At 71.7% G+C, this 26347-nt stretch carries 19 protein-coding genes; 8 read left to right on the forward strand and 11 right to left on the reverse strand.

The window, feature by feature from the left end; translation table 11 throughout:
* Positions 1 to 73: 73 nt before the first annotated feature.
* Both HBH26_RS12540 and HBH26_RS12545 read right to left on the reverse strand, forming a co-directional pair.
* Complete coding sequence (locus HBH26_RS12540; protein WP_168134974.1) at positions 74 to 1156, reverse strand: ABC transporter ATP-binding protein; 1083 nt, start codon at positions 1154 to 1156, stop codon at positions 74 to 76.
* On the reverse strand, positions 1153 to 2229 hold the full coding sequence (locus HBH26_RS12545; protein WP_168134975.1) for a LacI family DNA-binding transcriptional regulator: 1077 nt from the start codon (positions 2227 to 2229) through the stop codon (positions 1153 to 1155). The genes HBH26_RS12540 and HBH26_RS12545 overlap by 4 nt, the downstream gene beginning before the upstream one ends.
* A 130-nt stretch (positions 2230 to 2359) precedes the next feature.
* Here HBH26_RS12545 and HBH26_RS12550 point away from each other — a divergent pair, with 130 nt between their 5' ends.
* From HBH26_RS12550 to HBH26_RS12570, 5 genes are all read left to right on the forward strand, one after another.
* A complete protein-coding gene (locus HBH26_RS12550) occupies positions 2360 to 3634 on the forward strand; it encodes an AGE family epimerase/isomerase (RefSeq protein WP_168134976.1) in 1275 nt (424 codons plus the stop codon).
* Positions 3631 to 4914, forward strand: coding sequence for an extracellular solute-binding protein (locus tag HBH26_RS12555; RefSeq protein WP_168134977.1), 1284 nt, complete (start codon positions 3631 to 3633; stop codon positions 4912 to 4914). Before HBH26_RS12550 ends, HBH26_RS12555 begins: the two co-directional genes overlap by 4 nt.
* On the forward strand, positions 4914 to 5804 hold the full coding sequence (locus HBH26_RS12560; protein WP_168134978.1) for a carbohydrate ABC transporter permease: 891 nt from the start codon (positions 4914 to 4916) through the stop codon (positions 5802 to 5804). The genes HBH26_RS12555 and HBH26_RS12560 overlap by 1 nt, the downstream gene beginning before the upstream one ends.
* Positions 5801 to 6652, forward strand: coding sequence for a carbohydrate ABC transporter permease (locus tag HBH26_RS12565; protein ID WP_168134979.1), 852 nt, complete (start codon positions 5801 to 5803; stop codon positions 6650 to 6652). Before HBH26_RS12560 ends, HBH26_RS12565 begins: the two co-directional genes overlap by 4 nt.
* Positions 6653 to 6713: 61 nt before the next feature.
* The gene (locus HBH26_RS12570) at positions 6714 to 7679 is read left to right on the forward strand and encodes a DUF1861 family protein (protein ID WP_168135075.1); all 966 of its coding nucleotides are present in this window, start codon (positions 6714 to 6716) and stop codon (positions 7677 to 7679) included.
* Between the two features lie 54 nt (positions 7680 to 7733).
* Here HBH26_RS12570 and HBH26_RS12575 read toward each other — a convergent pair whose 3' ends face one another.
* The 6 genes from HBH26_RS12575 to HBH26_RS12600 all read right to left on the reverse strand — a co-directional run bounded on the left by HBH26_RS12575 (position 7734) and on the right by HBH26_RS12600 (position 19631).
* Positions 7734 to 8918: a c-type cytochrome gene (locus HBH26_RS12575; RefSeq protein WP_168134980.1), complete on the reverse strand. Its 1185-nt coding sequence runs from the start codon at positions 8916 to 8918 to the stop codon at positions 7734 to 7736.
* Positions 8900 to 9484, reverse strand: coding sequence for an SCO family protein (locus HBH26_RS12580; protein WP_168134981.1), 585 nt, complete (start codon positions 9482 to 9484; stop codon positions 8900 to 8902). The genes HBH26_RS12575 and HBH26_RS12580 overlap by 19 nt, the downstream gene beginning before the upstream one ends.
* Positions 9481 to 11250, reverse strand: a complete 1770-nt coding sequence (locus HBH26_RS12585; protein ID WP_168134982.1) for a YncE family protein — start codon at positions 11248 to 11250, stop codon at positions 9481 to 9483. The genes HBH26_RS12580 and HBH26_RS12585 overlap by 4 nt, the downstream gene beginning before the upstream one ends.
* Entirely contained in the window at positions 11250 to 16802 is a 5553-nt protein-coding gene (locus HBH26_RS12590) for a cupredoxin domain-containing protein (protein ID WP_168134983.1), read from the reverse strand. The genes HBH26_RS12585 and HBH26_RS12590 overlap by 1 nt, the downstream gene beginning before the upstream one ends.
* 20 nt (positions 16803 to 16822) lie before the next feature.
* The gene (locus HBH26_RS12595) at positions 16823 to 17473 is read right to left on the reverse strand and encodes a hypothetical protein (RefSeq protein WP_168134984.1); all 651 of its coding nucleotides are present in this window, start codon (positions 17471 to 17473) and stop codon (positions 16823 to 16825) included.
* A 94-nt stretch (positions 17474 to 17567) separates the two neighbouring features.
* Positions 17568 to 19631 (reverse strand): ComEC/Rec2 family competence protein, encoded by a 2064-nt coding sequence (locus tag HBH26_RS12600; RefSeq protein WP_239024782.1) that lies wholly within the window; start codon positions 19629 to 19631, stop codon positions 17568 to 17570.
* Positions 19632 to 19792: 161 nt separating this feature from the next.
* On the opposite strand from HBH26_RS12600, the gene gltX reads away from it, so the two are divergent.
* The 3 genes from gltX to HBH26_RS12615 are packed head-to-tail and all read left to right on the forward strand — an operon-like array spanning position 19793 to position 22719.
* Positions 19793 to 21214, forward strand: coding sequence for a glutamate--tRNA ligase (gltX, locus tag HBH26_RS12605; RefSeq protein WP_338057355.1), 1422 nt, complete (start codon positions 19793 to 19795; stop codon positions 21212 to 21214).
* A gap of 13 nt (positions 21215 to 21227) precedes the next feature.
* The gene (locus tag HBH26_RS12610) at positions 21228 to 22511 is read left to right on the forward strand and encodes a citrate synthase (protein WP_168134986.1); all 1284 of its coding nucleotides are present in this window, start codon (positions 21228 to 21230) and stop codon (positions 22509 to 22511) included.
* Between the two features lies 1 nt (position 22512).
* Positions 22513 to 22719, forward strand: a complete 207-nt coding sequence (locus HBH26_RS12615) for a hypothetical protein (protein ID WP_168134987.1) — start codon at positions 22513 to 22515, stop codon at positions 22717 to 22719.
* Between the two features lie 11 nt (positions 22720 to 22730).
* Here HBH26_RS12615 and HBH26_RS12620 read toward each other — a convergent pair whose 3' ends face one another.
* Genes HBH26_RS12620 through HBH26_RS12630 form a run of 3 tightly spaced genes read right to left on the reverse strand, consistent with a single transcriptional unit; the run spans position 22731 to position 26338 of the window.
* A complete protein-coding gene (locus HBH26_RS12620) occupies positions 22731 to 24077 on the reverse strand; it encodes a sensor histidine kinase (RefSeq protein WP_338057356.1) in 1347 nt (448 codons plus the stop codon).
* Entirely contained in the window at positions 24074 to 25108 is a 1035-nt protein-coding gene (locus HBH26_RS12625) for a DUF2336 domain-containing protein (protein WP_168134989.1), read from the reverse strand. The genes HBH26_RS12620 and HBH26_RS12625 overlap by 4 nt, the downstream gene beginning before the upstream one ends.
* A 36-nt stretch (positions 25109 to 25144) precedes the next feature.
* Positions 25145 to 26338 (reverse strand): hypothetical protein, encoded by a 1194-nt coding sequence (locus tag HBH26_RS12630; RefSeq protein WP_168134990.1) that lies wholly within the window; start codon positions 26336 to 26338, stop codon positions 25145 to 25147.
* Positions 26339 to 26347: the final 9 nt, after the last annotated feature.

Raw genomic sequence — 26347 nt, forward strand, 5'->3', positions numbered from 1 at the left:
GTCATCCTCTCCCTGCCCGTCGGTCCGCCCGTCTTCTGCGCAGGCGCTTGCGGTGACGTTTAACGATCAACCTTCACCGAATCAACGCTTTGCCGGAACGATCGAAGAGCAATGCGCGCGCCGGATCGGCGAAGAGCGGCACGACCCCGTCCACCGCCACGTGGTGATGCCCGTCCAGCTTCGCGCGGAACTCGCTCGCCCCCGGGATCGCACCGTACAGGAACGTCGAATGCCCGAGCGCCTCGACGGCCTCGACCGTCATCTCCAGCGCGATCGCCCCCCTCGCGGCGTCGCGGCGCAAGTGTTCCGGGCGCAGCCCGACGGTCAGCATGTCACCGGCGGCGAGCCCGCCGGCGGGCTTCGCGAAGCGCGCCCCTCCGGCCAGTTCGACCAGCGCCTCGGCCCCGTCCGTCGCGACGACACGCGCGTCGAGCAGGTTGATGCGCGGGCTGCCGATGAACCCTGCGGTGAAGACGTTGGCGGGATGGTCGTACACCTCCAGCGGCGTGCCGACCTGCGCGATCTGCCCGCGATCGAGCACGACCAGCCGGTCCGCAAGCGTCATCGCCTCGACCTGGTCGTGCGTGACGTAGATCATCGTCGCGCCCAACCGCTTGTGCAGGCTGGCGAGTTCCTGCCGCATCCGGACGCGCAGGTCGGCGTCCAGGTTCGACAGCGGCTCGTCGAACAGGAACAGCGACGGATCGCGCACGATCGCGCGGCCGATCGCGACCCGCTGGCGCTGCCCGCCCGACAGTTGCGCCGGCAGGCGGTCGAGCAGCGTGTCGAGCTCCAGGATCGCGGCAGCGTCGGCGACCTGACGCGCGATCTGTTCGCGCGGCGTGCGCATGTTCCTCAGGCCGAAGCTCAGATTCTCGCGCACCGTCATGTGGGGGTAGAGCGCGTAGGACTGGAACACCATGGCGATGCCGCGCGACGCGGCGGGGACGCGGGTGACGTCGCGGTCGCCGATCCGGATCGTGCCGGACGTCACCTCCTCCAGCCCCGCGATCATGCGCAGGACCGTGGACTTGCCGCACCCGGACGAGCCGACCAGCACCACGAACTCGCCGTCCGCCACCTCCAGGTCGATGCCGCGGATCGTCTCCGCGTCGCCGTAGGATTTCCGAAGATCGGTGAGGGACAGCGTGCTCATCGTCCGCGCGCGTCCCTGGCCGGTCCGGTCGTATCGCCGACGACGAACTCGGCCGGGATCACGACCGCGCCCGCGTCGACGTCGCGTGGGCGAAGGAGGATCTCCGCCGCGCGGCGCCCCTTCTCCCATGCGTTCTGCCGCACGGTGGTGAGCCGCAGCGCGGCGGGCGCGCCGCCCGGCAGCTCGACTCCGTCGAACCCGGTCACGGAAAGCGCGTCCGGCACCGCGAGGCCCAGCGCACCCGCCCCCGCGATCGCGCCGTGGGCCAGCCGGTCGGAGAAGCAGACCAGCGCGGTCAGATCGGGCCGGCGGTGCAGCAGCCACCCGGCGGTACGCCGACCGCCGTCCTCGCTGTTCGGCGTCTCGCACACCGGCACCGACGCCCGGGCGATGCCAGCCGCGTCGAGCGCGGCGCGACACCCCTCGATCCGCTCGTGCACGACATGGCTCTCGTCGGAGAAGTCGTCCGCCAGCGAGCGGACGTCCCCGGCGCCTTCCTCGCGCGGGAAGGTGACGATCGCGATGTGACGATGACCGAGCGCGAGCAGATGCGCGACCACGGCCTGCATCGACGCGCGATCGTTGGTAAGCACGCTGGAAAGCGCCGGCGCGTCGAAGTCGACGACCACGGTCGGCAATTCCCGCGCCAGTGCCTGGCGGATCGTCGGGTGGCTGCGATAGGGCGCGTTGAGGATGAAGCCGTCGACGATCGCGGCGAGCTGGTCGCGCTGCTGCGGCCGCTTGTTCTGCAACGGGATCAGGACGATGTTCGCGCCCTCGTCCTCGCAGACGGAAGAGATGCCGCGCAGAAACGCGATATCGTGCGGGTCGGTGAAAGCATAACTCAATGGATCGTTGAACAGCACGCCGATCGCGCCGCAGCGCCCGGTGCGCAGCGACCGTGCCGCCGGGTTCGGCCCTTCGTAGTTCACCGAGCGCGCGTGCGCGATGATGCGGTCGCGCAGTGCCTTCGACACCTTCGCCGGATTGTTGTAGGCGTTCGACACCGACGTGTGCGTGACGCCCAGATCGGACGCGATCGACTTCAATGTGGCCCGTTTGGTCCGCGCCATGGTCCCTCTCCCGCGGTTCGCCCGCCGTCCCGCCCCGCTTAGCGAGCGCGATTGACACGTACAACCGGCGATGTTTATCGTTAAACGAAGCCGGCGAGAGGCCGGTCTCGGGGAAGGTGAACCGCACGGAATGGTACGTCGGTACAACACCTTGCTCACAGCCCTGGCCGCCGCCGCGCTGGCCGGCTGCGCCGCCCCGCACGGCGCACGATCGGTGTCGCACGCGCCGCCGGCGGCCGACCGCCAGCGCGTCAACCTCGCCCATTTCGATCACCTGTTCGCAGAGGCGGTGGTCGGTGGGGAGCCGGTCGGCGTGCTGCGCATCTACAGCGAGGCGCCCGATTATCGCTTCGCGATCGAGCCGAACGAGGGCTATGCCTGCGTCGACGACGTTGCGCGCGGCATGGTGCTGCTGGCGGCGATGCCGACGCTGACGCCGGCGCGACAGCGGCAGCTGGACCTGATGACGCGCTTCGTCGTCGCCATGCAGGCGGACAATGGCTATTTCCACAATTTCATCTGGCACGACGGGCGCATCAATCGCGATTACCGCACCTCGCTCGCCGAGCTGAACTGGTGGTCGCTGCGCGCCTTGTGGGGGCTGGAGGCCGCGTTGCAGAAGCTGCCGCCGGCCTCGGACACGGCCCGGCGCGCGCGGCTCGCGGCGGACCGGCTGGTCGCGAACCTGGTGCGCGACCTGCCGCAGCGGACCGGGTCGACGACGGTCGACGGCGTCCCCGTGCCCGACTGGCTGCCGTTCGGATCGGGTGCGGACGCCGCCTCCACCGCGGTGCTGGGGCTCGCCGCGCATTACCGGCGCACGCGCGAGCCGGGCACGCGGGCGCTGATCGCGCGGCTGGGCGAAGGCATGGTCGCGATGCGCGCCGGCGACGCGGCGACGTTCCCGCACGGCGCGCATCTCAGTTGGCGCAATCGCTGGCACGCGTGGGGCAATGCGCAGGCCTACGCGCTGCTGCGCGCCGGTTCGCTGCTGGACCGCGCGGACTTCACGCGCAGTGCGCTCGCCGAGGTGGACGGCTTCTATCCGCACCTCCTTCGCACCGGCATGCTGTCGAGCTTCGCGCTGCACCGGGCCGGCGACCGCTGGCTCGCGTCGGATGCCGAGCGCTTTCCGCAGATCGCCTACGGCCTCAGCCCGATGGTGCTGGCCGCCGGCGAAGCCTATCGCGTGACGGGAGACCATCGCTACCACGCACTGGCCGAACGTCTGTTTGCCTGGTTCGAGGGGGACAATGCCGCGGCCCGGCCGATGTACGACCCGGCGACCGGACGCGCCTATGACGGGATCGTCGGCGCAGCGAAGATCAACGCGAATTCGGGCGCGGAATCCACCGTGGAGGCGCTGTTCGCGTCCATGGCGATGCAGGGCCACTCGCTGCCGTGACCCGGCGCCGCGACCTGCTTCGCTATGGCGCGGCCGCGCTGCTCGCGGGCTGCTCGCCGCGTGGGGGCGAGCGACGCGTCGACCGCATCCGCCTGTGGGTCGGTCCGAACGCCGCGGAGGAATCGTTCTGGAAGGTCGCCGTCGCGCGCTGGAACGAGGCGGGCCGCGGGTTGCCGGTCACCTTCACCACCATCCCCACTGCGGGCAATTCGGAGGACACGGTCCTCTCCGCGCTGATCGCGGGAACCGAGCCGGACCTGTCGACCAACATCTTCTCCGGCTTCGCGGTGCAGCTGGCGACGCTCGGGCAGGTCGAGGATCTGGCGGCCATGCCGGGCTATGACGCGCTGGTCGAACGGCGCCGGATGCGCGCGATCGTGCCCGGCTGGACGCAGGACGGCCGCGTCCATGCCCTGCCGATCTATTCCAGCCCGACGCTGCTGTGGTGGCGCGCGGACCTGCTGGAGGCGAACGGGCTGTCCGCGCCGCCGCGGACCTATGACGAGGTGTATGCCTTCTCGCAGCGCTACGGCGGCGCAAGGGGGCGGTCGCGCTACGGCATGCAGGTGATCGCCGGCCGCGCTTGGCAGGATCGCTGGTTCGACTTCATCTCCTTCTACTATGCCGCGGCGGACGGCCGTCCGTACCTGGACGGCGGCCACGCGCTCTACGCCAATGCGGCGGGGTTGCAGGTGGCGACGTTCATCGACCGCATGTTCCGTGCGCGCTGGACCGCGATGGATTTCGATGCGGAGGAACCCCTGGTCTCCGGCCTCGCCGCGGGGGCGGTGCGCGGGCCGTGGGACGTGGAGCGGTTCGCCAACCTCTATCCCGACACGCTGGCGCGGATCGCCGTGGGCCCGATGGTCGCCGCCACGCCCTCGCAGGAGCCGGCCGCCACCTTCTCCGACAGCAAGGGGGTCGTCATCTTCCGCAACAGCCGGGTCAAGCGGCAGGCGTTCGACTTTCTCGCCTGGGTCTTGGGCGACGAGGCGATGAACCTGCTGTGGCTGGAGAAGACGGGGCTCTCGCCCGCCCGCGCCGACCTGCTGGAGAACCCGCGTTTCGCCGGTTACTATCGCACCAGCGCGATCGGACGCGCCTATGCCGAGCATGTCGCGAGCGCGCGCCCGCCCGCGCTGTCCGAACACACGATCGACGTGCAGAAGATCATGAGCGCGCAACTGATCGAACCGCTGATGACCGGGCAGCGGAGCCCGCGCGCCGCGCTGGCGGACGCCGCCGCGCGAACGGACCGGATGCTGGAGGCGCAGGGTTGATGCGGTGGACGGGCAACGGCCGCGGCCTGTCGCGCGAGGCGATCGTCGGACTGGCGCTCGCCGGCGCCTACCTGCTCTTCACCGCGGTGTTCTGGGCATATCCCTTCTTCTGGCTGGCCAAGCTGTCCGTCACGCAGTGGCGCTTCTTCGACCAGCCGGTCTTCACCGGCGCGCGCAACCTCGTCCGCACCATGCAGGATCCGCAGTTCCTCGGTTCGTTGTGGAACGTGGTGCGCTTCCTCGCCTTCTACCTGCCCCTCGCGTTCGGCGGCGCGCTGCTGGTGGCGTTCGGCCTGCAGCAGGTCGGGCGCGGACGCGCGTTCGTGGCGCTGTGCTTCCTCCTGTCCAACGTGTCGTCGGGTGTCGCGCTGTCGCTCGTCTTCCTCAAGATCTTCAGCTCGACCGGGCCGCTCAACAACGCGCTGGACGCGGCGATCGGCGTGCGCATCCCGTGGACCAACCATCCGACGCTGGCGATGCTGGCGATCGCGCTGGTCGTCGCGTGGAAGTTCGTCGGCTATTACGGGCTGATCGTCTATTCGGGACTGCTGACGGTACCCAGGGAGTTGTACGATGCGGCGCGGCTGGACCATGCCGGGCCGCTGACGCGGCTGCTCCGTATCACGATGCCGATGCTCAATCCGCAGCTGATGATGGTGCTGACGTTTGCGATCCTCGTCGCGTTCGGGCTGTTCACCGAACCCTATCTCATCACCGGCGGCGGGCCGGCCGACAGCACCGCCACGCCGCAGATGATCATCTACGAGACCGCGTTCCGCCGCCTGCAGCCCAGCCACGCGGCGACGATGAGCATCGTCATCTCGCTGGCGTCGTATGTGCTCGTCGTGCTGGCGCGGCGATTGTTCGAGAAGAAGGTGGTGATCGCATGAGGACGCGTCTTTCCGCCCTGCTCCGATCGAAGACGCCCGGTGGATGGGCAGCGACGGTCGCGATCTACGCGCTCGCGCTCACCTGGCTCTATCCCTTCGCGTGGATGGTGGCGGCGTCGCTGAAGCCGACGCCACAGATCTACACCACCGCGCTGTTCGCGGGCGACTGGACGCTCGACAATTTCCGCTTCCTCTTCGCCACCGCGGACAAGCTGGATCGGCCGTTCCTCCAAGCGCTCGGTATCTCCGCTTTGGTCACGCTGTGCGTGACGGCGTCGGTGCTCGTCACCTCCGCCTTCATCGCCTTCGCGCTCGCGCGGCTGCGCTTTCCCGGGCGCAAGCTGTTCGGCGACTTCCTGCTGCTGCAGATGGTCATTCCCACCACCATGTTCATCCTGCCGCTGTTCGTGCTGGTGAAGGAACTGGGACTGCTCAACTCGCTCGCCGCGCTGATCCTGCCGTTCATGATGTCGGGGTGGGGCATCTACATGATGTCGCAGTCGTTCCGCGCGATGCCGGAGGAGTATTTCGACGCCGCGCGTCTCGACCGCGCCAGCCTGTGGCAGACGGTCGCCCGGGTGGTGATGCCGCTGAACACCTCCATCATCGCGATCGTCGCCCTGTTCACCTTCACCGGCACGTGGGACAATTTCCTGTGGCCGCTGATCGCCATATCCGAAGCGGACCGGATGCCGCTGTCCGTACTGCTGGCGACGTTCAGCAAGCAATATGGCGGCTATGCCGGGCCGGTGATGGCGGGCGCGGTGTTGCAGACGCTGCCGCTCGCACTGCTGTTCCTCGTGTTCCGCCGCCAGTTCCTCCAGGGCATGGCGTTGAGCCTCAAGTGAGCCCCGCGATCATTTCAGGAGATATCCGCTGACCCGCGAGAGCATCATCCGCGTGAAGACCATGGCCGACGCCTTCGCCGCAGACGTAATGGCGGAGCCAAAAGCCACGGGCAAGCTTCGCTTCGCCGGCGTCGGCGACCGCGACGTCTACAACATCTCCGCGCCCTTCCACTCGGCCGGGCGGCGCGTGATCGCGGGACGGGTGGAGCGGCGCGACAGCGAGGATTCGATCGCCGTCTTCTTCGAGGAGACGGACGGGATCTGGTCCCCCATCCCGGGCGCGCCGCAATTCCGCCTCCAGGACCCGTTCGTCGCGGAGATCGCGGGGGAACTGGTGTTCGGCGGGGTGGAAGTGGACTTGCGCCCGGCGCAGCCGATCTGGCACACGGTCTTCTACCGCGGCACCGACCTGTTCCATCTGCGCCCCTTCTTCGCCGGTCCGGTCGGCATGAAGGACATTCGGCTGTGCGAACTTGCCGACGGTCGCGTCGCGATCTTCACCCGGCCGCGCGGGAGCAAGGGCGGGCGGGGCACCATCGGCTACACCGAGGTCGAAGCGCTCGACGCCATGACGATCGAGGCGATCGAGGCGGCGCCGATGCTGGACGACATGTTCCATCCGCTCGACTGGGGCGGCGCGAACGAAGCGCATCTGCTGGCGTCGGGCGACATCGGGGTGATCGCACACGCCGCCTTCTTCGAGGACGACATCCTCTACGGCAAGCGACGCTACTACGCGGTTTCCTTCGTCTACGATCCCGCGGCGCACGCCTGGCGCGATTACCGCATCATCGCCTCTCGCGACCAGTTCCCGCCCGGTCCGGCCAAGCGCGCCGACCTCGTCGACGTGGTGTTCTCATCGGGGATCGAGCAGGTGGGCAGCGCGACCCGCCTCTTCGCCGGCACCTCTGACGCGGAGGCGCAATGGGTCCACATCGACTATCCCTTCGACGCGCCGCTGGCGAGGACGAGCCCGGTCGAGGCGATCGTGCCTGCGGAGCAGGTGCCGCACCGGATCCTGTCCTGATCGACACCGCACGATCCCGTCGACAGGCCGTGTCGACCGGGAACGGCGGGGACTTCAGTCGGTGGCGGCGATCACCGTCACCTTGCTCCCCTCGATGATCGAGACGCTCTGCCGCGATCGCGACATCCGGCGCAGGCTGTCGCAGATCCGCATCCGGTACAGGCGACGGCCCTCGTCCTTCAACACCGCCACGATCTGCCCCGCCGCCTCCAGGTACACGGCGACGACCAACGCCGCGCGGGGATCGGCGACCCCTTCCCTGCCGATTCCCCTGGCACGCGCGCTCCGCGCCTCGATATCGCCGGGAACGAACATCCTGACGGTAGGCGCGCCGCCCGCCCCTGCGCCGTGCAGCGGCGAGCGCGCGGGCGCGTAGACGATCGCCGCGGACGCGAGCGACGCCGGCGGAAAGGCCGCGCCGCGCAGCAGGATGGTCGCCTTGCCGGACACGTCACCGGGCGCGTTCCCGTCGATCACCGTGGCGGGCTGCCCCTGCCGCTCGCTCCAGGCGGCGACGGCGCGCACCTGGTCGCCGTCCGCCGGGTCGACCGTGCCGCAATCCACGCCGGCGGACCGCTCGTGCACGGCGAAGGTAGGGCGAGCCGCGTCCCCGCCCCGCCACGCCAGGTCGAGCAGCGCGTCGCCGCCGGCCTCCGTGGTGAACGCGAGATCGCGGCCGTAGAGACCACCCGATCGGCGAAGGTTCGCGCCCACCGCGTCCAGCTGCGCCATCAGCGCCCGCTGCGCCGGCTCGTCCAGCCCCGCCCCGGCGGTCACGATCCTGATCGTCACCCGGCGAGGCTCGACACCGGCGGTCGGCACCGCCGGAAGCGCGCGCAGATAGTCGGCCAGCGCCGCGATGTCGCGCCGGTCCATGCGGTAGGCCGGCATGGCGGCGGACAGGTGCCTGCCGTCCCGGCCGCGCGCTCGGGTCAGCGCTTCCGCCAGCCAGCCCGACGACTTACCGCCAAGGGCCGCTGCCGCCCCCGTCAGGTCCGGCGCGACGATCGTACCCTCGCTTCCCCCCGCCGCGCCGTCGCCGTGACACGCGCGGCAGGCGCTCGCCGGCCCGACCGGTAGCCAGGCGCCGCCCATGAAGCGCGTGGCGATCGCGGATCGTCCGGTGCCGAGTTCGTAGATGTCCCGTCCGGCCTCCACCTCCCGCGGCGACGCGGCGCCGAGCAGCGCCGGCGTCGCCAGGGCGCCCAGCGCCCGCGCGATCACGCGGGGACCAGCCACTTGCGTGCCTCGCCGGCGATCAGGTCCGGGGCCGGCGCGCCGTAGAGACGGCTCCAGCGGGGTGCGCCGGCGCGGCCGATCGCGATGACCGGCGGATGATCCTCGACGCGGGGAGCCAGGCTGTCGACGCCTTCCTGAAAGCGCTGCGTCTCGTCCAGTGCGCCGCGCAGGAAGTGCCATCCCCGCCCGGCACGTTGGGCGTCGGCGAAGCGGACCAGGGCCTCGGGCGTATCCGTCAGCGGCGCGATCGATACCGACGTGAAGACCACGCGCGCGTCCATCTCGCGCGCGAGCAGCCGCTGCGCAGCGGACAGCAGCGCGGCCTGCATCGGACAGATGGTGGAGCAGCCGGTGAACATGAAGTTCAGCACCGTCACGCGATCCCGCATGAAGTCGCGGATCAACAGGCCGCGCCGGCGCGATCGCGCATCGAGAACCGGCATTTCGTGCAGGCGGATCGGGAACCGCGCCGCCGGAACCGCGGCGCCGGCGATTGCCGATCCGCTCGTCAGCAGGAGCGAAGAGGTGCCCGCGACGAACGCACGTCGATCGATCGAAAAGGTCATAGTGCCAGATCCCGAGAGAGTGTGGCGACCGTGCCGTCCGCGGCGATGACCTCGACGAACAAGCGATAGGCCCCCGGTGCCGCGCGGTCGCGCGTCGCGAGCAGGAAGCCGTCGCCCTGCCTCACCGGATCGAGAAAGCTGCGCCAGCTGCCATCGGCCCGCATCAGCAGCGCACGGGCCGGCACCGTCGCATCGGAAAGCGTCAGGCGGATGCCGGTCTCGACCAGGCTGACCTGCATCTCCGTGGCGGCCACCGCCGCGACCGGGCGCGCCCTGGCCATCCGAGGCCGGCCGGTTCCGACAACGAAGCTGCGGCATTGCAGCAGGTCGGGGCTGTCGGTGCGGATCACCGCCCGATACGCGCCCTCGGCGGGTGCGGTGAAGCTCGCGACATAGCTGCCGCGGGCCTTGGCGGGAACCATGCCGCGTTGACGGATCGCGATGCCGGCGGTCTCGCCGGCACGCAGCGGCACCATCGCCATGGCGGCCTGGGCGCCGCTCTCCGACACGATATAGGCGCGGCGTTCGCGGCTGCTGGCGACCAGCACGCCGCCTGCCGGTATGCGCACCAGGTGCGGCAGCGGACCGGCCACCTGCGGAACGTCCGACGCCATCCCGGCGGCGATCGCGGCGAGGCCGGGCGCGGCGCCGTCCGCGTCGAAGGTCACGCGAGTGACGCCGCCCTGGCGGCGATGCATGAAGTACAGGAAGGCGTCGCTGAACGTCATCTCGATCACCGGGTCGGGCATGACCATGGACCAGCGGACGCTCGTCGTTCGCGTGTCGACGATCGCGATGGTGGTGCCGGCCGCGTCCGCAAGCGCCACCCAGCGGCCCGTCGGGTCGGCCGCGATGCGATCGGCCGCGAAGGCCAGCGGCAACCGGCGGACGTCGGACGGCTCGTCGAGGTCCGCGGCGTAGAGCGTGCGACCGTCCGCGGCCAGCGCGAACAGGCTGTTGGCAAGGGGTGCGAGCACGGCGGCGCCGACCGGTCCCGGCAGGCGGAACCCCGGAGCACCGGCCTGCAAACCGCGCCCCTGCCCATCGGCAGACAGCGCGATCAGCCGGTCGTCGCGATCGGCGAGGACGGTGACGGCGCCGCTGCCGACCGGCACGGTCGCGGCGATCCGCCCGGCGCCATCGACGGGCACCGCGCGCCCGTCGCGCAATCCCACCCAGAAGCCCTCTTCCACCGCGGTCAGCGAGTGCGCGGGGGCGGGCAGGGCCACCGGCGTCAGCCGGCGCAGCGCGGCGTCGGCGAGCGTCAGCGCGCCGTCCTGCCCCCCGATCATCCCCAGCGTGTCGCCGTCGCGCGTAATGGCCCAGGCGCTCGGCAGCGCGCGGATCGCCGTCACCGCGCGCAGGTTGGCACTGGCGAGGTCGAGCACCGGATCGACCAGCGCGACGTGGCGGTCGCGAGTCGCCTGGATGATGTCGAATCCGATCAGCGGGATCACCTGATCCGGCAATTGACTGGCGCGACCGACGCGCGCGTACCAGTCCTGGCAGCTGGTGCCGTCGTCGGGCACGATCCACGCGGCGATGCCCAGCCCGCCCAGCGCGAAGCCGCTCGCCGGATCGCGCACGGAAACGGAGAGGCGGGCCGGCCTGCCCGGTTCGACCCTGCCGGACGTCCTCGGCTCGCCCGCGACCGTCGCCGAGATGAACTGCGCCCCCTCCGCGCGCTTCTCCTCGGCGATCGTCGGCGCGGCCGCGACCAGCGCGATCAGCGCCAGTCCGGCGAAGCAGACGGCCGGAGCCCGCATCAGTCCGGCGACGGAGGCGGGCATAGCCGGTCCGCCGCGGTGGCGTCGCCCGGCGCGCGCGCCACGATCATGCCCCAGGCCCCGCCGCCGACGAACTGCGCCGGGCCGTCCCGCCACAGCCAGCATCCCTGCTCGACCCGGTCGATCACGGCAGTCACGTCCTTGCGCGGGGCCAGCAGCGCGGAGGCCGGCGAGCCGAACTTGGGAAGGTTGTGATCGAGGTAGCGGTGGCCGTAGGTGACCAGCGCGCGCTGGCGCGCCCGCCCGCCGGGGTGCACGGCATGGATGACGAGCGTCTCGCCCTCCACGACGGGGATCAGCGGCGTCTCAACCGCGAGCCCGTCGGGCGCGCCGCGCTTCGGATCCGACCAGATGTCGCGCGGGAACGTCACGGTGTTCAGGTCGACCAGCGCGGCCGCGCCCGTCTCGGGATGGGGTTTGGCGTCGCGCCAGCTGGTGCCGAGGCGCGCCCAGAAGGGTTCGGTGCGGTAGTTCACCGCGACGTCGCCGCTGTCGTAGCTGTCGTCGCAGACATGGCAGTCGGCGATCGATGCCTTGCCGCCGCGCTCCTCGGCGGTCAGCGGCCCGCCCGGGGCGGGATGGCGCGCGACCTCGGTCTTCAGGTTCAGGCCGTCCTGATAGACCAGCACCGCCTCGCGATGGACCTGCCCGTTCGCGCGCGTGACGCGCGCCAGCGTGGGATCGTCGGCGTCCGCCTGCCAGGTGGCGTCGGACGGCTCGATCACCAGTGCGCCGACCAGCCCCATGGCGGGATGCTTGATCGGATCGGCGAAGGAGGTCAGCGATGCCACCATGCCGCGCTCCGTGGCGAACGGCGTGAACGCCCGGAACTTCGACGGCGCCGATTTCTTGCGCAGCGTGGCGAAGGTGCCGGCGAACCAGACCTGCGACCGCGCCCTCCGGTTCGCGACCTCGGTGCCGGCATAACCGGTGTGCAGCACGATGCCCGTGGGCTGCCCGCCCAGGTCGTTGGCCCCGGTCGCCGTGCCCGGCGAGCTGCGCATGTTGTGCGTCACCAGCTGCGGCACGATCGAGACGTTGGCGGACGCGGCCAGCCGGTCGGCGGCGGTATGGTCCGAAATCTCGCGGTCGCCGGACGATGACGGGACGATCGGCGGCAGCACGGCATTGCCGACCTTCGACGAGCGGACGAGCGCGGCCGGCAGATCGTTGCGCAGCTCCACGACGGCGAAATCCCCGGCGTTCATGCGCAACACCAGCGGCCTCGTCGCGGTGACTGGCGCGGCAGGCTCGCACTTCATCGTGCGCACCAGCTGCTCCATGGCCTGTTCGTTCGGTGCATCCCCGGGGGTGATCCAGGCTCCGCTGTCGCGGCCGGCGAGAGCGGGATCGGTGACGGCGACGTAGCGCAGCGCGTCGGGATCGCTGATCGCCTCGCGTCGATTGTAGACGATCGGTCGCTGATCGACGGCGACGCAGAACTTGCGCAGCCGGAACCGGTCCATGCCCGAGCCTTTGCTGAAATCGGGCAGCATCTCTCCCTGGAGGACCGACCAGGTGCCCAGCGGCGGCACCACGGCGGCGCCGTCGCGGACCGCGACGGGCGGATCGGCAGGGCCGCAGCCGCTCAGGCGCCGGCCGCGAACCGTGGCCAGCCGACAGCCCACGCGGGACGAACCCTGCGCCGAGGCGGGCGCGTCGAGCCGGCTCTTCCAGTAATCGGCGCCCGCCGGATCCTGCGCGCCCTTCGCATCGGGATAGGTGCGGATCAGGCCCCAGGCCCCGTTCCACAGCGCATCGACCGTGCCGGCGTCGTACCGGAAGTCCACCGGTTCGCCGTTGCGATAGGTGCTGGACGACAGGGGCGTGTCGAGGTCCATCTCGAAATGCTCGGAGATGCCGATTTCCTGCGATGCGACCAGCGGGCTGGCCGGATCGCCGGGCTGGCGACGCCACGACAGCCCGTTGATCTCGAACACGTGCTGGACCTCCTGTGCACCCTGGATCAGGCGGACCAGCGCCTTGTCGCCCACGTAGGCCTCGAAGATCTCCGTGGAGGGATCGCCATCGGCGTGGTTGCATCGCTGGTCGATCGCGTCGAGGTCGAGGGGGCGGGCGGCCGTGCCGCAGCGGCGGGTCGATCCCGCGAATACCGGCGCGATCGCGTTGCCGCCGCGGCGATGGACGAAGCTGGAGAAGGCGTAGGCCGGATCCCCGCGCTGGCCGGAATGCTGGGTCCATCGGCCGCTGTAGTCGCCCAGACGCAGCGGCAGCGGCTCGGTCTTGTAATTGAACAGATAGGGGTCGTGATGATCCACCGAGATCGCCTCGGGCCGCTGCGGCGCCGCGATCGGGCGCCCGTTGGCGGCGAAGGTGACGCGCTGTCCCGGGGGCGCATGATCGTCGTCGATCGGATGGGCGGGATTGGGGCCGCTGCCGTCGTAGAGGAGCGCGAAATCGGCAACCGCCAGCGCGAACTCGCGGCGGTCGCCGCGCAGGAACGGCGCGGCGCCGGAACCTGACGGGGTGGAGACGATCGCCTGGGTACCCACCGCCGCGCCGCTGCCGTCGGCGCCCAGCTTCGCCATCGACGTGCCGTCGGGATTCCGCCAGCGCGACTTCTTCGGCTCGACGATCAGCGCGCTGTAGAAGCCGTGCTGCTGGATGTTCGACGGGCCGAAGTGATCGTGGGTGAAGACGGTGCCCAGCGTCTGGTCCTTGCCGGACTGGTCGAGACGGGGATCGGCCCACCACCGCTGGTAGGTGGACTGGTAGCGCGCCTCGGCGTCGGCGGGGACGCCCAGCGTCGTCGGCTGGCCGTCCGCCGCCACCACCGCGCCGCCGGAGGCGGCGGACGCGTGGATCAGCTCGGCGATGATCTCCGACGCCAGCGTGCCGTCCTCATAGTTGAAGCCGTTCGCCGACCCGTCCGACGAGGTCACGTCGAACTTCACCAGGTGGATATGCTGGCCGATGATGTCGGTGGGCGCGGCCACCTGGAACGGGTCCCGCCCGGTCTTCGCGGCCGTGCGATTGGTGTGGCGGAAGGTGACGCAGTCGCCCGAATGCACGCGGAAGAAGAAGGGGTCCGCCGCCTGCGGCGTGCGGGCGCTGCGCTGCAGGTTCCACTGGAATCGCGGCAGGTCGGCGTCGAGCACGTTGATGCGCGCCTGCGGATCGTGCCAGCCGTAGCGGTTGACGAGCAGGTTGGTCTCGATCGCGGAGGCGTTGTAGCGGACCTGCGGGGCACCGGTGGGACAGGGGTTGCCGAACGGCGCGCCGGGCGCCGCCGGGCGCCCGTTCAGGCGGAATCCGTCGGGCGTGCGGGCCTGCGCGTGGAAGGCCATCGCCGCCTGTTCCAGCGCGGTGCCCTGCTGCGGCAGCAGCTGGAGCGAGACGCGATCGATCGTGAACGTCAGGTCGCCCTCGTCCAGCCCCTTGTTCAGCAGGCTTGCGGCGGTGGCGGGGTCGCCCAGCGGCTTGCCGAACGCGCTCCGCTTGCCCTCGCCGGTGAGGTGGCGTGGCAGGCCGCCGTCGCGCGCCATGTCCAGCGGCGGTTGGGGCGCACGGAAGCCGGGCCTCCCGGGGATGTAGAAGGGGTAGCCGGGCATGCCGTTGGCAGCGTAGCTGGGCCGCGGGGCCAGCGGCATGTTCGGCAGCGGCACCAGCGCGGGAATCGGCGTGCCCCCGGTCAGCATGCCGTTGGCGTGGCGCTGCCGCGGGGTCGTCCCCGTCACCGGATCCGTACCGGGCCCCTGCCACTCGGTCATCGCGGTGCCGGGTACGCGGTTCAGGCCGCCGCCGTCGGGCAACAGGCGCGTGCCGTCCTCGAACACGTCGTGCGTCCGCCATAATCCCCACATGCCCTGCGCGAAGTGCGGGTAGAGGTGGCAGTGGAAGATCGAATCCCCCGGCCCGAGATTGCGGTTGCCGCTCCCGCCATATTCGATCTGGTAGGTGAAGCTCTGGAATGGGCCGATCGTCTGGCTGTCGAGATAGTTGCTCGCGCTGTTCGCCTCCTGCGACAGCCACTGGTGCGCGTGCAGGTGGAAGACGTGCGTCTCCTTCGGCCCGGCATGGACGTTGTGGAACTCCACCGGGTCGCCCAGGTAGCTGTGGTACACGTTGCTGGGGTCGTCCGGATATTGCGGCAGCAGCGCGGGGTCGCCGTTCGCCCAGCTCTGCAGAAAGAACTCCTCATAGGCGCAGTCGACGCAATTGCGCGCCGGGCCGACGCCGGCGCGGTTGGAGATCATCACCGTGCCCATGCCGCTGGCGCCGTAGTTGATCGCGAAGCCGTCGCGCGCGCCGACGATCTGCTTGTGCCGCGCCTGCGCCTTGGCCCAGCTGTCGGCGGGATCGGTGCGGTCGAGCGTGGGGCCGTTCAGGATCGCATAATCGGGCGCATGGACCGTCTTCAGTTCGTCGTGGAAGACGATCGCGAACTCGCGGTAGGGGCAATGCGCCGGCCGGCGCCATGCCGCCATGGGCGTCTTGCCCACGTCCTTCCCCGCGTCATGCGGAGCGCAATCGGCCGCCCCGGCCGGGACCGGCGGCGCGACGATCGCGGTCAGATCGGAATGGACGATCCGCCAGCTGCCGTCCCCCTGCCGCTCGTGCATGGCGGCGACGGGGTGGCCGCCGCGGGTCGCGTCATAGTCCAGCGCACCCGGCGCTGCCCGCCGCTCGCATCCGGTGCCGCTCTCCGGTCCGCCGCGCAGGCAGGCCATGTCCTCGGCCGATACCTGGCTGCGGTAGACGCGCGCGTCGCGGGGCTCGACGACGATCATGCCGAACAGGCCGTGCGTCAGCGATCCGCCGTCCCCCTCCCCGCCCTGCACCGCGGCCAGGCTGGAGAAGAAGTGGCTGCCGCGCCGGTCGCCGACATAGCTGTACTCGATCGCCGCACCCGGGGCGACGCCGCGCAGGCCGGTGGCCGCCGGATCGTCGCCGTTCAGCGTCCGCAGCCCGACGACCGCGATGCCGGCCAGGCGGGTCGCAGGATCGTTGGCGGGGTCCGGCAGCGTGCGCGGATCGACCGTCTCCAACTCGGGCGCTTCGCCCGGCTCCGCGGGCTCGGCGACCTTCTGCACCGTCGTCAACGCGGGTGGGACGGCCACGCCGCCGACCGCGCCACGATCGAGCGGGCGTGACCGTCCCGGCATCGGCATCAGCAGGTTCTGGAACCGGATGACGAGCCGATCGCCTTCGTTGATGCGCAGCACCAGCGGACGCGGGCGGTATTGCGGCTTGAGCATGGCCAGACCCGGCCGGCACCGGGCCGCATCCTCGACGCCGCCCGGGCGGCCGGGAGCGCGCGCGCATCCCGCCACGTGATCGCGCAGGGCGTAGATCATGCCCCACGGATTGACCGAGCCGAAGCGATTGTAGACCAGCGGCTGATTGATCGCCACCACGTCGGCATGGACCGTCCGCCCCGCCCCTGCCGGCGACGGCTCCGGCGCGGCCTGTGCCGCGCGGGCCGGCTCCGCACGGGCGTGCCTCGCCGACACCCCCCCGGCGAGGCAGGCGGCCAATGCGACGCCCCGCAGGGCGTTGGTGATCCACATCACGGCGTTCGTGCCCCCTGTCAGGCGATGATGGAGATGAAGTCGATCGCGAGTCCCGATGGATGCAGGTCCGTGTCCGGGTGGACCATCGGATCGCCCCTGGCCCGGCGCTGACCGTTGGTGACCACCCATTGCAGCGTCCCGGCGAAACCGGCCGCGAACACGATCGGCGGATGCGCACGCCAGCGATAGAACCTGCCATGCTCGACCGGTCCCGCGTCCTTCGTCTGCGCAAAGCTGCTCCGTCGCACGATCTCGCCGGTCGGCCTGACGGCCAGGAACTGCGCGAAGGCGTTGAACGGATTGTTCTGCTGCCCGCGCAGGAAGATATAGTGGAACTGCAACTTGCCACCCGGCGCGATCGCGACGTCCGCCCAGTAGAGCCGCGCCCCCTTGTGGCCGTATGTCACGGTGCCGTCGCCGTGATCGCAGGTGAACTGGCTCATGTCGGCGCCGGGAAACGCGCGAACGCCGGCGCCATTGTGATGCGGATCGTCGATCAGGCAGAAATAGCCCGAGGTCTGCGGAAGGATTTCGATGCCGGGCTCGACGTTCGTCTTGTCCTGGGCGCGAAAGCCCCAGTCCATCGACTTAAGGAAGCGCACCCGGCCCTCGCTGCCGAAGCCCTGGGGCAAAGTGCTTTTCGCGAAAGTCTGCACGGCGACGGGCATCGTGCTTTCCTCAGAAGGACGAATCAGGTCCGCGATAGATTTCGATCTTGCCAGAAACGACGCACGACATGATCCTGAAAACTCGGGTCCTAGTTTACCGCATTGGCCACCACGCCTGCATCCTGTACCGGGCAGGCCGGCCCTTCATCGCCGCATCGTCGACCGCTACCACCCACGGGTGGCGATCCCGCGCTCGCCGCACCGTCACGATCCGCCCGGTGGCGAAGGTCACCGCCACGCCCCCGGTCCGCTCCAGCGTCGCGCGGTCCAGCGTCAGCCAGCGTGCGCGGCAGCGGCGCGGCAGGCGGCGCTCGCTGACCACCACGTCGGCGCGGCGGCACAGCGGCACCAGCCGCGCCGCGGGGACGAGGAACGCGCTCCTCGTCGCCAGCACTTCGCGCCCGCCGCGCGCGATGCGGCACAGGTCGCGGTTGCAGCGCGCGGCGGGCAGGTCGGAGAGGAGCGTGGGCGCGGCGTCGTCGCCCTCCACCCGCGCGCCCCCCGCCTCGCCCAGCGTGTCGCGCACGTAATCGCCCCCGCGGTCGCGCAGCATCGCCACCCGTCCGTCGTCAGTGCGCAGGCCCAGGTGCCGGCCGTCGCCGGTGACGATCAGGTCCGGCGGCGGCGTCGCGAGCGCCCAGGCCGCGCCGATCGCGAAGGGCAGTGCTCCCCAGCGGCGCCAGCGCGTGCGCCACAGCGCGAACCACAGCCCGCCCGAAACCATCAGCGCGAAGGCTCCCGCGGGCATCGCGGGCACCGCCGCCACCGCGCCCGGCGCCGCCGCGACGTGGCGGGCGATGGCGAGCAGCAGGGCGATCCCCTGCCCCGCCACCCACCAGAGCGGCGCGCCCAGCCCGACCGCATCGAGCGCCAGCGCCGCCGCCTCCGCCGGCATCACGACGAAGGTGGTGAGCGGGATCGCGACCAGGTTGGCCAACGCGCCGTACAGGCCGGCACGGTGGAAGTGAAAAGCGGCGATGGGCATCAGCGCCGCCTCCACGACCAACCCGGTGACGAGCAGGGAGACGAAGCCACGTCCCAGCCGTCGCGGCCATCGCTCCCCACGCGGCGACAGGAAGGCGCGCAGCGGCGCGTGCTCGTGGAGCGCCACGATCGCCGTCACCGCGGCGAACGACAGCTGGAAGCTCGGCCCCGCCAGCGCTTCCGGCCAGGCCGCAAGCACGATCAGCGCCCCCACCGCCACCAGCCGCATCGTGATCGCCTCGCGCCCCAGCGCGATGGCGGCCAGGATCATCAGCGCGGCGACGCAGCTGCGGATCGTCGGCACTTCGGCGCCCGCCAGCCAGGTGTAGCCGATCGCCGCCAGCGCCGCCGCCGACCCCGCCAGCAGCGGCACCCGCCCGGTCAGCGCGACGCGGACGGACAGCGCCAGCAGGCGCGACACCACCAGCATCACCAGCGCCACCACCGCGGTGATGTGCAGCCCGCTGACGGACAGGAGGTGGGCCAGTCCGGCCCGGCGCATCGCCTCCGCGTCGGGCTCGCCGATCGCGCCGGTGCTGCCGGTGGCCAGCGCCGCGGCGATGCCGCCGGCCGATCCGTCGAGCCGCGACTCGATGTGCCGCGTCAGCCGCGCGCGGGCATCGGCCCGGACCTCGCCCGGCCGGATCACCGCCACCGGTGCGAAGCCGCGCCCGGTCGCGCCCCATTTCTGGAACCAGGCGACGCGCGCGAAATCGTAGGCGCCGGGAACCGCGGGGGGCGCCGGCGGCATCAGCCGCGCGCGCAGCCGGATCGTCGCGCCCGGCGACAGCCCGGCGGGCACGTCCGCCGCGGCCAGGTTCACGCGGATGCGCCGCGGCGCCGGATCGGGCACGGGCGCCTGCCAGCGCAGCGCGACCAGCGTGACGCGCACCAGCGCCCGCGCGGGCAGCGGCTCCACCGCCGTCGCCTGTCCCTCCACCGCCACGATCGCGGCGCGCGCCAGCACCGGCGCCGCCACCCGATCCGCCCGCCACCAGATCAGCGCGACGCCCAGCGCCAGCACCGCGGCGCCGACCGCCACCGCGCGCCCCAGCCGTCCGCCGCCCCCGCCCGCCAGCGCCGCGCAGCCGACCGCCCCCGCCGCCAGCATCGCCGCCGCCCAGTGGCGCGGATCGGGCAGCAGCAGCCACGCCGCGATGCCGCCACCCAGCATCACGGGCAGGAAGAGGAACAGCTGGTCCCGCTCCGCCTCCAGACGCCGCTCCGCCGCGTCGCGCCAGCGCCCCACCGCGATTTGAAGCGGCCGGATTGCTTTGCTAGGGGCGGGCGCGGCGGAACTGGCCATCGTTTCACTCAGCCTGGGAGCAAGCGCGCGTGAGCGCAACCGAGATCAAGTCCACGTCGGACCAGGCGCCCGTCGTCACCCGCTTCGCGCCCTCGCCCACCGGCTTCCTGCACCTGGGCGGCGCGCGCACGGCGCTGTTCAACCTGCTCTTCGCGCGTCACCACGGCGGGCGTTTCCTGCTGCGGATCGAGGATACCGACCGCGCCCGCTCGACCCAGCCCGCGATCGACGCGATCCTCGACGGGATGCGCTGGCTGGGCCTCGACTGGGACGGCGACGCGGTGTTCCAGTTCTCACGCGCCGCGCGCCACGCCGAGGTGGCGCACCAGATGGTGGCGAGCGGGCACGCCTATCGCTGCTACCTGACCAACGAGGAACTCGCCGCCATGCGCGAGGAGGCGCAGGTGGCGAAGAAGCCGCTGCGCATTCGCTCAACCTGGCGCGAACGCAGCGACCATTCGGCGGACAAGCCCTATGTCGTCCGGCTGAAGGCGCCGACCGAGGGCGCGACGACGATTGCCGACCGCGTGCAGGGCGAGGTGACGGTGCAGAACGCCGAGCTCGACGATCTGGTCCTGCTTCGGTCGGACGGCACGCCGACGTACATGCTGGCCGTCGTGGTCGACGATCACGACATGGGCGTCACCCACGTCATCCGCGGCGACGACCATCTCAACAACGCCTTCCGCCAGCTGCCGATCTATCGTGCGAACGGCTGGCCCGAGCCGGTCTACGCGCACATCCCGCTGATCCACGGCGCGGACGGCGCCAAGCTGTCGAAGCGCCACGGGGCGGTCGGCATCGAGGCATATCGCGACGAGATGGGCATCCTGCCCGAAGCGCTCGGCAACTATCTGCTGCGGCTCGGCTGGGGCCACGGCGACGAGGAGTTCATCGCACGCGAGGACGCGGTCCGCTGGTTCGACCTCGACCATGTCGGCAAGTCGCCCAGCCGCTTCGACCTGAAGAAGCTGGAGAACCTCAACGGCCATTACATCCGCGCCGCCGACGACGCGCGGCTGGCCGATCAGGTCGCCGCGCGGCTGGAACTCGATCACGACGACACGCGTCGCGCGCTGCTGGCGCAGGCCATGCCGGTGCTGAAAGTGCGTGCCGCGAATCTGAACGACTTGGCCGAGGGCGCGCGTTTCCTGTTCGTGTCCCGCCCGTTGCCGGTGGATGACGATGCGGCCGCGCTGCTCTCCGGCGACGCGCCCGCGCTGCTCGCCCGCCTCCACGCCGCGCTTGACGCGGTGCACAACTGGGATACGGAGGCTCTCGAAGACGCGGTACGGCAGGTGGCCGAGGCGGCGGGCGTGAAGCTCGGCCAGGTCGCCCAGCCGCTCCGCGTCGCCCTAACCGGTCGCAGGACGTCGCCCGGCATCTTCGACGTGCTCGTCCTGCTGGGGCGCGAAGAGAGCCTGGCACGGATTGCCGACCACAGCGCCTGACGGGAGACCACCCATGACCGACAACGCCAATTTCTCGCTGTCCGGCAAGGATTTCCAATATCCGGTCCTGTCCGGCACCGTCGGGCCGGACGTGGTCGACATCCGCAAGCTGTACGGACAGACGGGCGCGTTCACCTACGATCCCGGCTTCACCTCCACCGCGTCGTGCCAGTCGAAGCTGACCTACATCGACGGTGACGAGGGCGTGCTGCTGCATCGCGGCTACGCCATCGGCGACCTGGCCGAACATTCCAGCTTCATGGAGGTCGCGTACCTGCTGCTGAACGGCGAGCTGCCCAGCGCGGACGAGCTGTCCGGTTTTGAGAACACGATCACGCGCCACACCATGCTGCACGAGCAGCTGGCGACCTTCTACCGCGGGTTCCGCCGCGACGCGCATCCGATGGCGATCATGTGCGGCGTCGTCGGCGCGCTCAGCGCCTTCTACCACGATTCGACCGACATCCACGACGCGCGCCAGCGCATGATCGCCAGCCACCGGCTGATCGCGAAGATGCCGACCATCGCGGCGATGGCGTACAAGTACAGCGTGGGACAGCCGTTCCTCTATCCCGACAATTCGCTGTCCTACACCGGCAACTTCCTGCGCATGACCTTCGGCGTGCCCGCCGAGCCCTACGAGGTGAACCCGGCGGTCGAGAAGGCGATGGACCGCATCTTCATCCTGCACGCCGATCACGAGCAGAATGCGTCCACCTCCACCGTCCGCCTCGCCGGATCGTCGGGCGCGAACCCCTTCGCCTGCATCGCGGCGGGCATCGCATGCCTGTGGGGGCCGGCGCACGGCGGCGCCAACGAGGCGGCGCTGAACATGCTGCACGAGATCGGCACGCCGGAGAAGATCCCGGAATATATCGCGCGCGCCAAGGACAAGAACGACCCGTTCCGCCTGATGGGCTTCGGCCACCGCGTCTACAAGAACTACGATCCGCGCGCCACGGTGATGCAGAAGACGGTGCGCGAGGTGTTCGAGGCGCTGAACGTGCAGGACCCGGTGTTCGAGACCGCGCTGCGGCTGGAGGAGATCGCGCTGAACGACGAGTATTTCGTCGAGAAGAAGCTGTTCCCCAACGTCGATTTCTACTCGGGCGTGATCCTGTCGGCGATCGGCTTCCCCACGTCGATGTTCACCGCGCTGTTCGCGCTCGCCCGCACCGTCGGATGGGTGGCGCAGTGGAACGAGATGATTACCGACCCGGACCAGAAGATCGGCCGCCCGCGCCAGCTGTACACCGGCCCGACGCAGCGCGAGTATCTGCCGGTCGGCAGCCGCTGAGGTGGTCAGGCTCCGACCCGTCCTGCTGGCGGTGGGCGTCGCGCTGACGCTCACCGGCCTGCTGTGGATCGGGCAGGGCCTGGGCTACGTCCGCTGGCCCGCGTCCAGCTTCATGATCGCTGAGCGGCAATGGGCGGACTACGGCGCGGGGCTGGCGGTGGCCGGCCTGCTGCTGGTACTGCTCGCACGGCGGATGCGGCGGCGCTGACGTAGAAGGCGTCAGGCGAGCGGCAGCGACAGTACGAAGCGCGCGCCCATGCCTGGCGCGCTGTCCACGGTCAGGTCCCCGTCCATCGCGCGCGCCAGACGCCGCGCGATGTAGAGGCCGAGGCCGCTGCCCCCCGGCTCGGTCACGTCGACCCGCTCGAACTTCTCGAAGATGCGCGCCTGGTCCGCCACGGCGATCCCCTTCCCCTGGTCGGCAACGATCAGCACGGCGCGCGCCTCCTCGCGCTGCAGCGTCAGCCACACCGTCCCGCCGCGCGGAGAATAGCGCACCGCATTGCCGACGAGGTTGACCAGGATCTGTAGGCAGCGGCGGAACTCGCCGATCGCGGGCAGCGGCTGGTCCAGGCCGCTGCGGTCGATCGTGACGCCCGCGTCGGCGGCGCGGACCGCCAGCAGCCCGGCAGCACGCCGCGCCACGTCGGCGAGGTCCACCGCCTCTCGTTCGATGCGGAAATCCGCGCGCTCGATCGCCTCCAGATCGACCAGGTCGTCGACGAGGCCGAGCAGGTGGCGCCCGGCGCTGGAGATATCGGCGGCATAGTCGGCGTAATGCGGCTCCAGCGGGCCGTCCGCGCCGGCGTGGATGCTGTCGGCGTGGGCGACGATCCGGCCCAGCGGTCCGCGCAGGATCCGCTCCAGCCGCGCGTTGAAGGTCGGAGTCGCCGCCGCCGGTGCCGCCTCGGCGGACGCTCGCGGCGCGGCGAAGGTGCCGCCGGCGAACCCGGCGAAGCGGCCGGCGGCGTCCAGCCGTGCGTGCCCCGCCAGCATCACCGGCGCCCCGGTCGCCGGGATGCTAGCCGGCTGCGCGTCGAAGTCGGCCGCCTCCGCCATGGCGTCGACCAGCGGCAGCCCGCCCTGGGGCGAGGTGGCCAGCGCGAACAGCCGCGTCACCGGCTGCCCCAGCGCGTCCGCGGGCGTCACCCCCGCCAGCAGCGCGCCGGCGGTGTCGATCCGGACGATGCGCAGGTCCGCATCGGTCTCCCACGTCCAGTCCGCGCCAGGCGGGGGCGGCACGCGGGCCGGCACGGCGGTGGCGACGGGCGCGCGCCACGCGGGACGCTCGCGCAGCAGGGACACGGACAGCGTCACGTCGCCGCGGTCGGGCGTGGCGGCGATCCAGCAGTCGAGGTCGGCCTCGCCGTCGGCGATCGTCGTCGCGCGGCCGATCCCGATGTCCAGCCGCCGCGCCAGCCGGGCGATCGCGGCGAGCTGCGGCACCGCCAGCGCGCGGCCGGTGGCGCCGCCCGCCCGCTCGTTGATCGCCGCCAGCAGCGGGTCGGCCGCCAGCAGGCGGTCCTCGCGATCCACGCGCAGGTCCAGCGGCGCGACCTCGCTCACGCCGCGCGCCCCAGCGCCCGCACGGCGGCGCGGAACGGCGCGGGCAGCGCCATCGTCGCCAGCGCCCGTCGTGCAGCCTGCGCGGTCATCGCCTCGCATCGATCGAGCGCGCCCGGCAGACGCTCCACGTCGCGCGCCATGTCCGCCTCGCCCAGCATCCAGCCTACGCGCGCGATGGTGGGGCGCGTGAAGCCCAGCGCACGCAGCGCGTAGCAGAGCCGGTCGCCCTCGGCGTCCAGCACCAGCGCGCGCGCTTCTCCCGCGTCCAGCGACAGGCCATGGGCGAGCAGCGCCACGAACAGATGGGTTCGCCCCTCCGCCAGCACGTCGGGAAGCAGGTGCGGCAGGTCCGCCGGCGCGGCGTCGATCGCCGCGGCCAGCGCCGCCGCCGCCTCGACCACGTCCGGCGTCTCCTCGCGCGCGGCGATGCTGCGCTCGGCCGCCTCGGCGAGCGCGCGGTCGGTGGCCGCGTCGGCCGGCAACCGCTCGCGCAGCGCCGCCGCCACCCACCAGATCGTGCGGCGGTGGAGGGCCGGCGGCAGGTCGCCGTCGCCCTGCGCGCGCGCATTCTCCGCGATCAGCCAGGCCAGCGTCGCCGCGCGGACCTTGCGGTCGTCGGATCGCGACAACCGCTGGATCAGGTCGACGCTCGTGCCCGGAGCCCGCTGCGCCACCAACGCCGCGTCGATCGCGGCGAGCCGCGCCTGCGCCACCGCCTCCTCGATCAGGGGCGGATCGCGCAGCAGCCCGCTGGCGGTCAATCGCTCCGCCACGGACAGGTTCGACGCGGCGCCCGCCGCCTCGCCCAGCAGGTGCCGCAGGTCGCGCTCCAGCCGCGCCACCGCCGCCTCGATCACCGCCAGCGCGGCGACGCGCGTCTGCTCGTGCAGGCGGTCGCGCGGGTCCAGGAACAGGTCCGTCATGGCCGCGGCCGCGCGCGCCGCCTGCCGCCGGTCGTCCGCCGCCGCCCATGTCTCGGGCGACGCCGGGCCGCGATCGGGCTCGGGCGGGAAGAGGCGATCCTCTGACATCCTCTCCCCCGTAGCGGCGGCTTCGTTAAGGCGGCGCTAAGCCTGCCGCCGCAGCGCCTCCACCGCGGCGCCCAGCGTCACGGCGGCGTAGGCGGCGGTGGCCGCGAGGCCCAGCCGCGGCAACCCGACCAGTGCGGCGAGCGACAGCAGCAGCAGGTAGGCGGGGCCGCCGCCCCACCACGCCCGCCGCCGCGTCGCCACCGCCGCGCGCTCGCCGATGCCCCCGGCGACCACCGTGGCGATGGCCAGCAACCCGCCGGTCAGCTCCCCCGTCGCGCCGTCGGACACGTGGCCCAGCACCAACACCGCCAGCGCAGGGAGCACCAGCGCGGCGATGCGCCCGGCGCGCTTCGCGTCGGGTTCGTCGCGGAACAGCGCCAGCGCGCCGCCGATCTCGATCGTCAGCACCCCGGCCATCGTCGCCAGCAGCCCGCTCGCGGTCCAGCCCGCCAGCGTGGCGAGGAGGCCCGCGACCGCCAGCGCGCCGCCCCCGCCCATCAGCGTCCCGGTTCCGATGCCGCGCCGGGCGACCGCGGGGATGGCGAGCCTGGCGAGCGGGCGCAGCACGATGCGGTCGAACCAGCCGGGCCGCAGCGCCATCGACGCGGCCAGCACCGCGCGCCCGCGCGCCTCCAGCGCGGCCCCCTGGCGCTCGACGCCGTGGCCCCGCTCCACCTCGCGCATCGACAGCGGCACGTGGCGCGCACCCGCGGCTTCCGCGGCGCGCAGCAGCGTCGATTGCAGGTCGTAGTCGGCGGGCATCGCGGCGGCCTCCGCCACGCGGCGCGCCTCGATCCGCGCGACGCCGGCCCAGGCACTGCCGCCGCCCACCTGCTCGAACGCCGGGTCGGCGCCGTCGCGCGGCACCACCAGCAGCGCGTCGCCGCCCTCTCCCGCACCCACGCCCGCCATCACCTCGACGATGCTGCCGGTGGTGACCAGGCCGTCGGCGATCATCACGACGCGCGCCAGCGGGTGCAGCTTGGCCTCCGCCTCGCGCGCGGAACGGACCGTATCCACCGCCACGCCGCGCTTGCCGATCCGCGCGATGGCACCGATCAGCTCGGGCGTCAGCCGCTGGACGACGACGACGATCTGCGCCGCGTCACACGCGATCAGCAGCCGCGCCTGATATTCGATCAGCGTCGCCGCGGCGAACGGCAGCGTCGCCGCCAGCGTCCCCGCGCGGTCCTCGGCCTCGTGCGTCGCGAAGATCAGCCCTGCCAGCATGGCGCGCGG

Origin of the sequence: Sphingomonas corticis (assembly GCF_012035195.1) — a bacterium.
Lineage (GTDB): Bacteria > Pseudomonadota > Alphaproteobacteria > Sphingomonadales > Sphingomonadaceae > Sphingomonas > Sphingomonas corticis.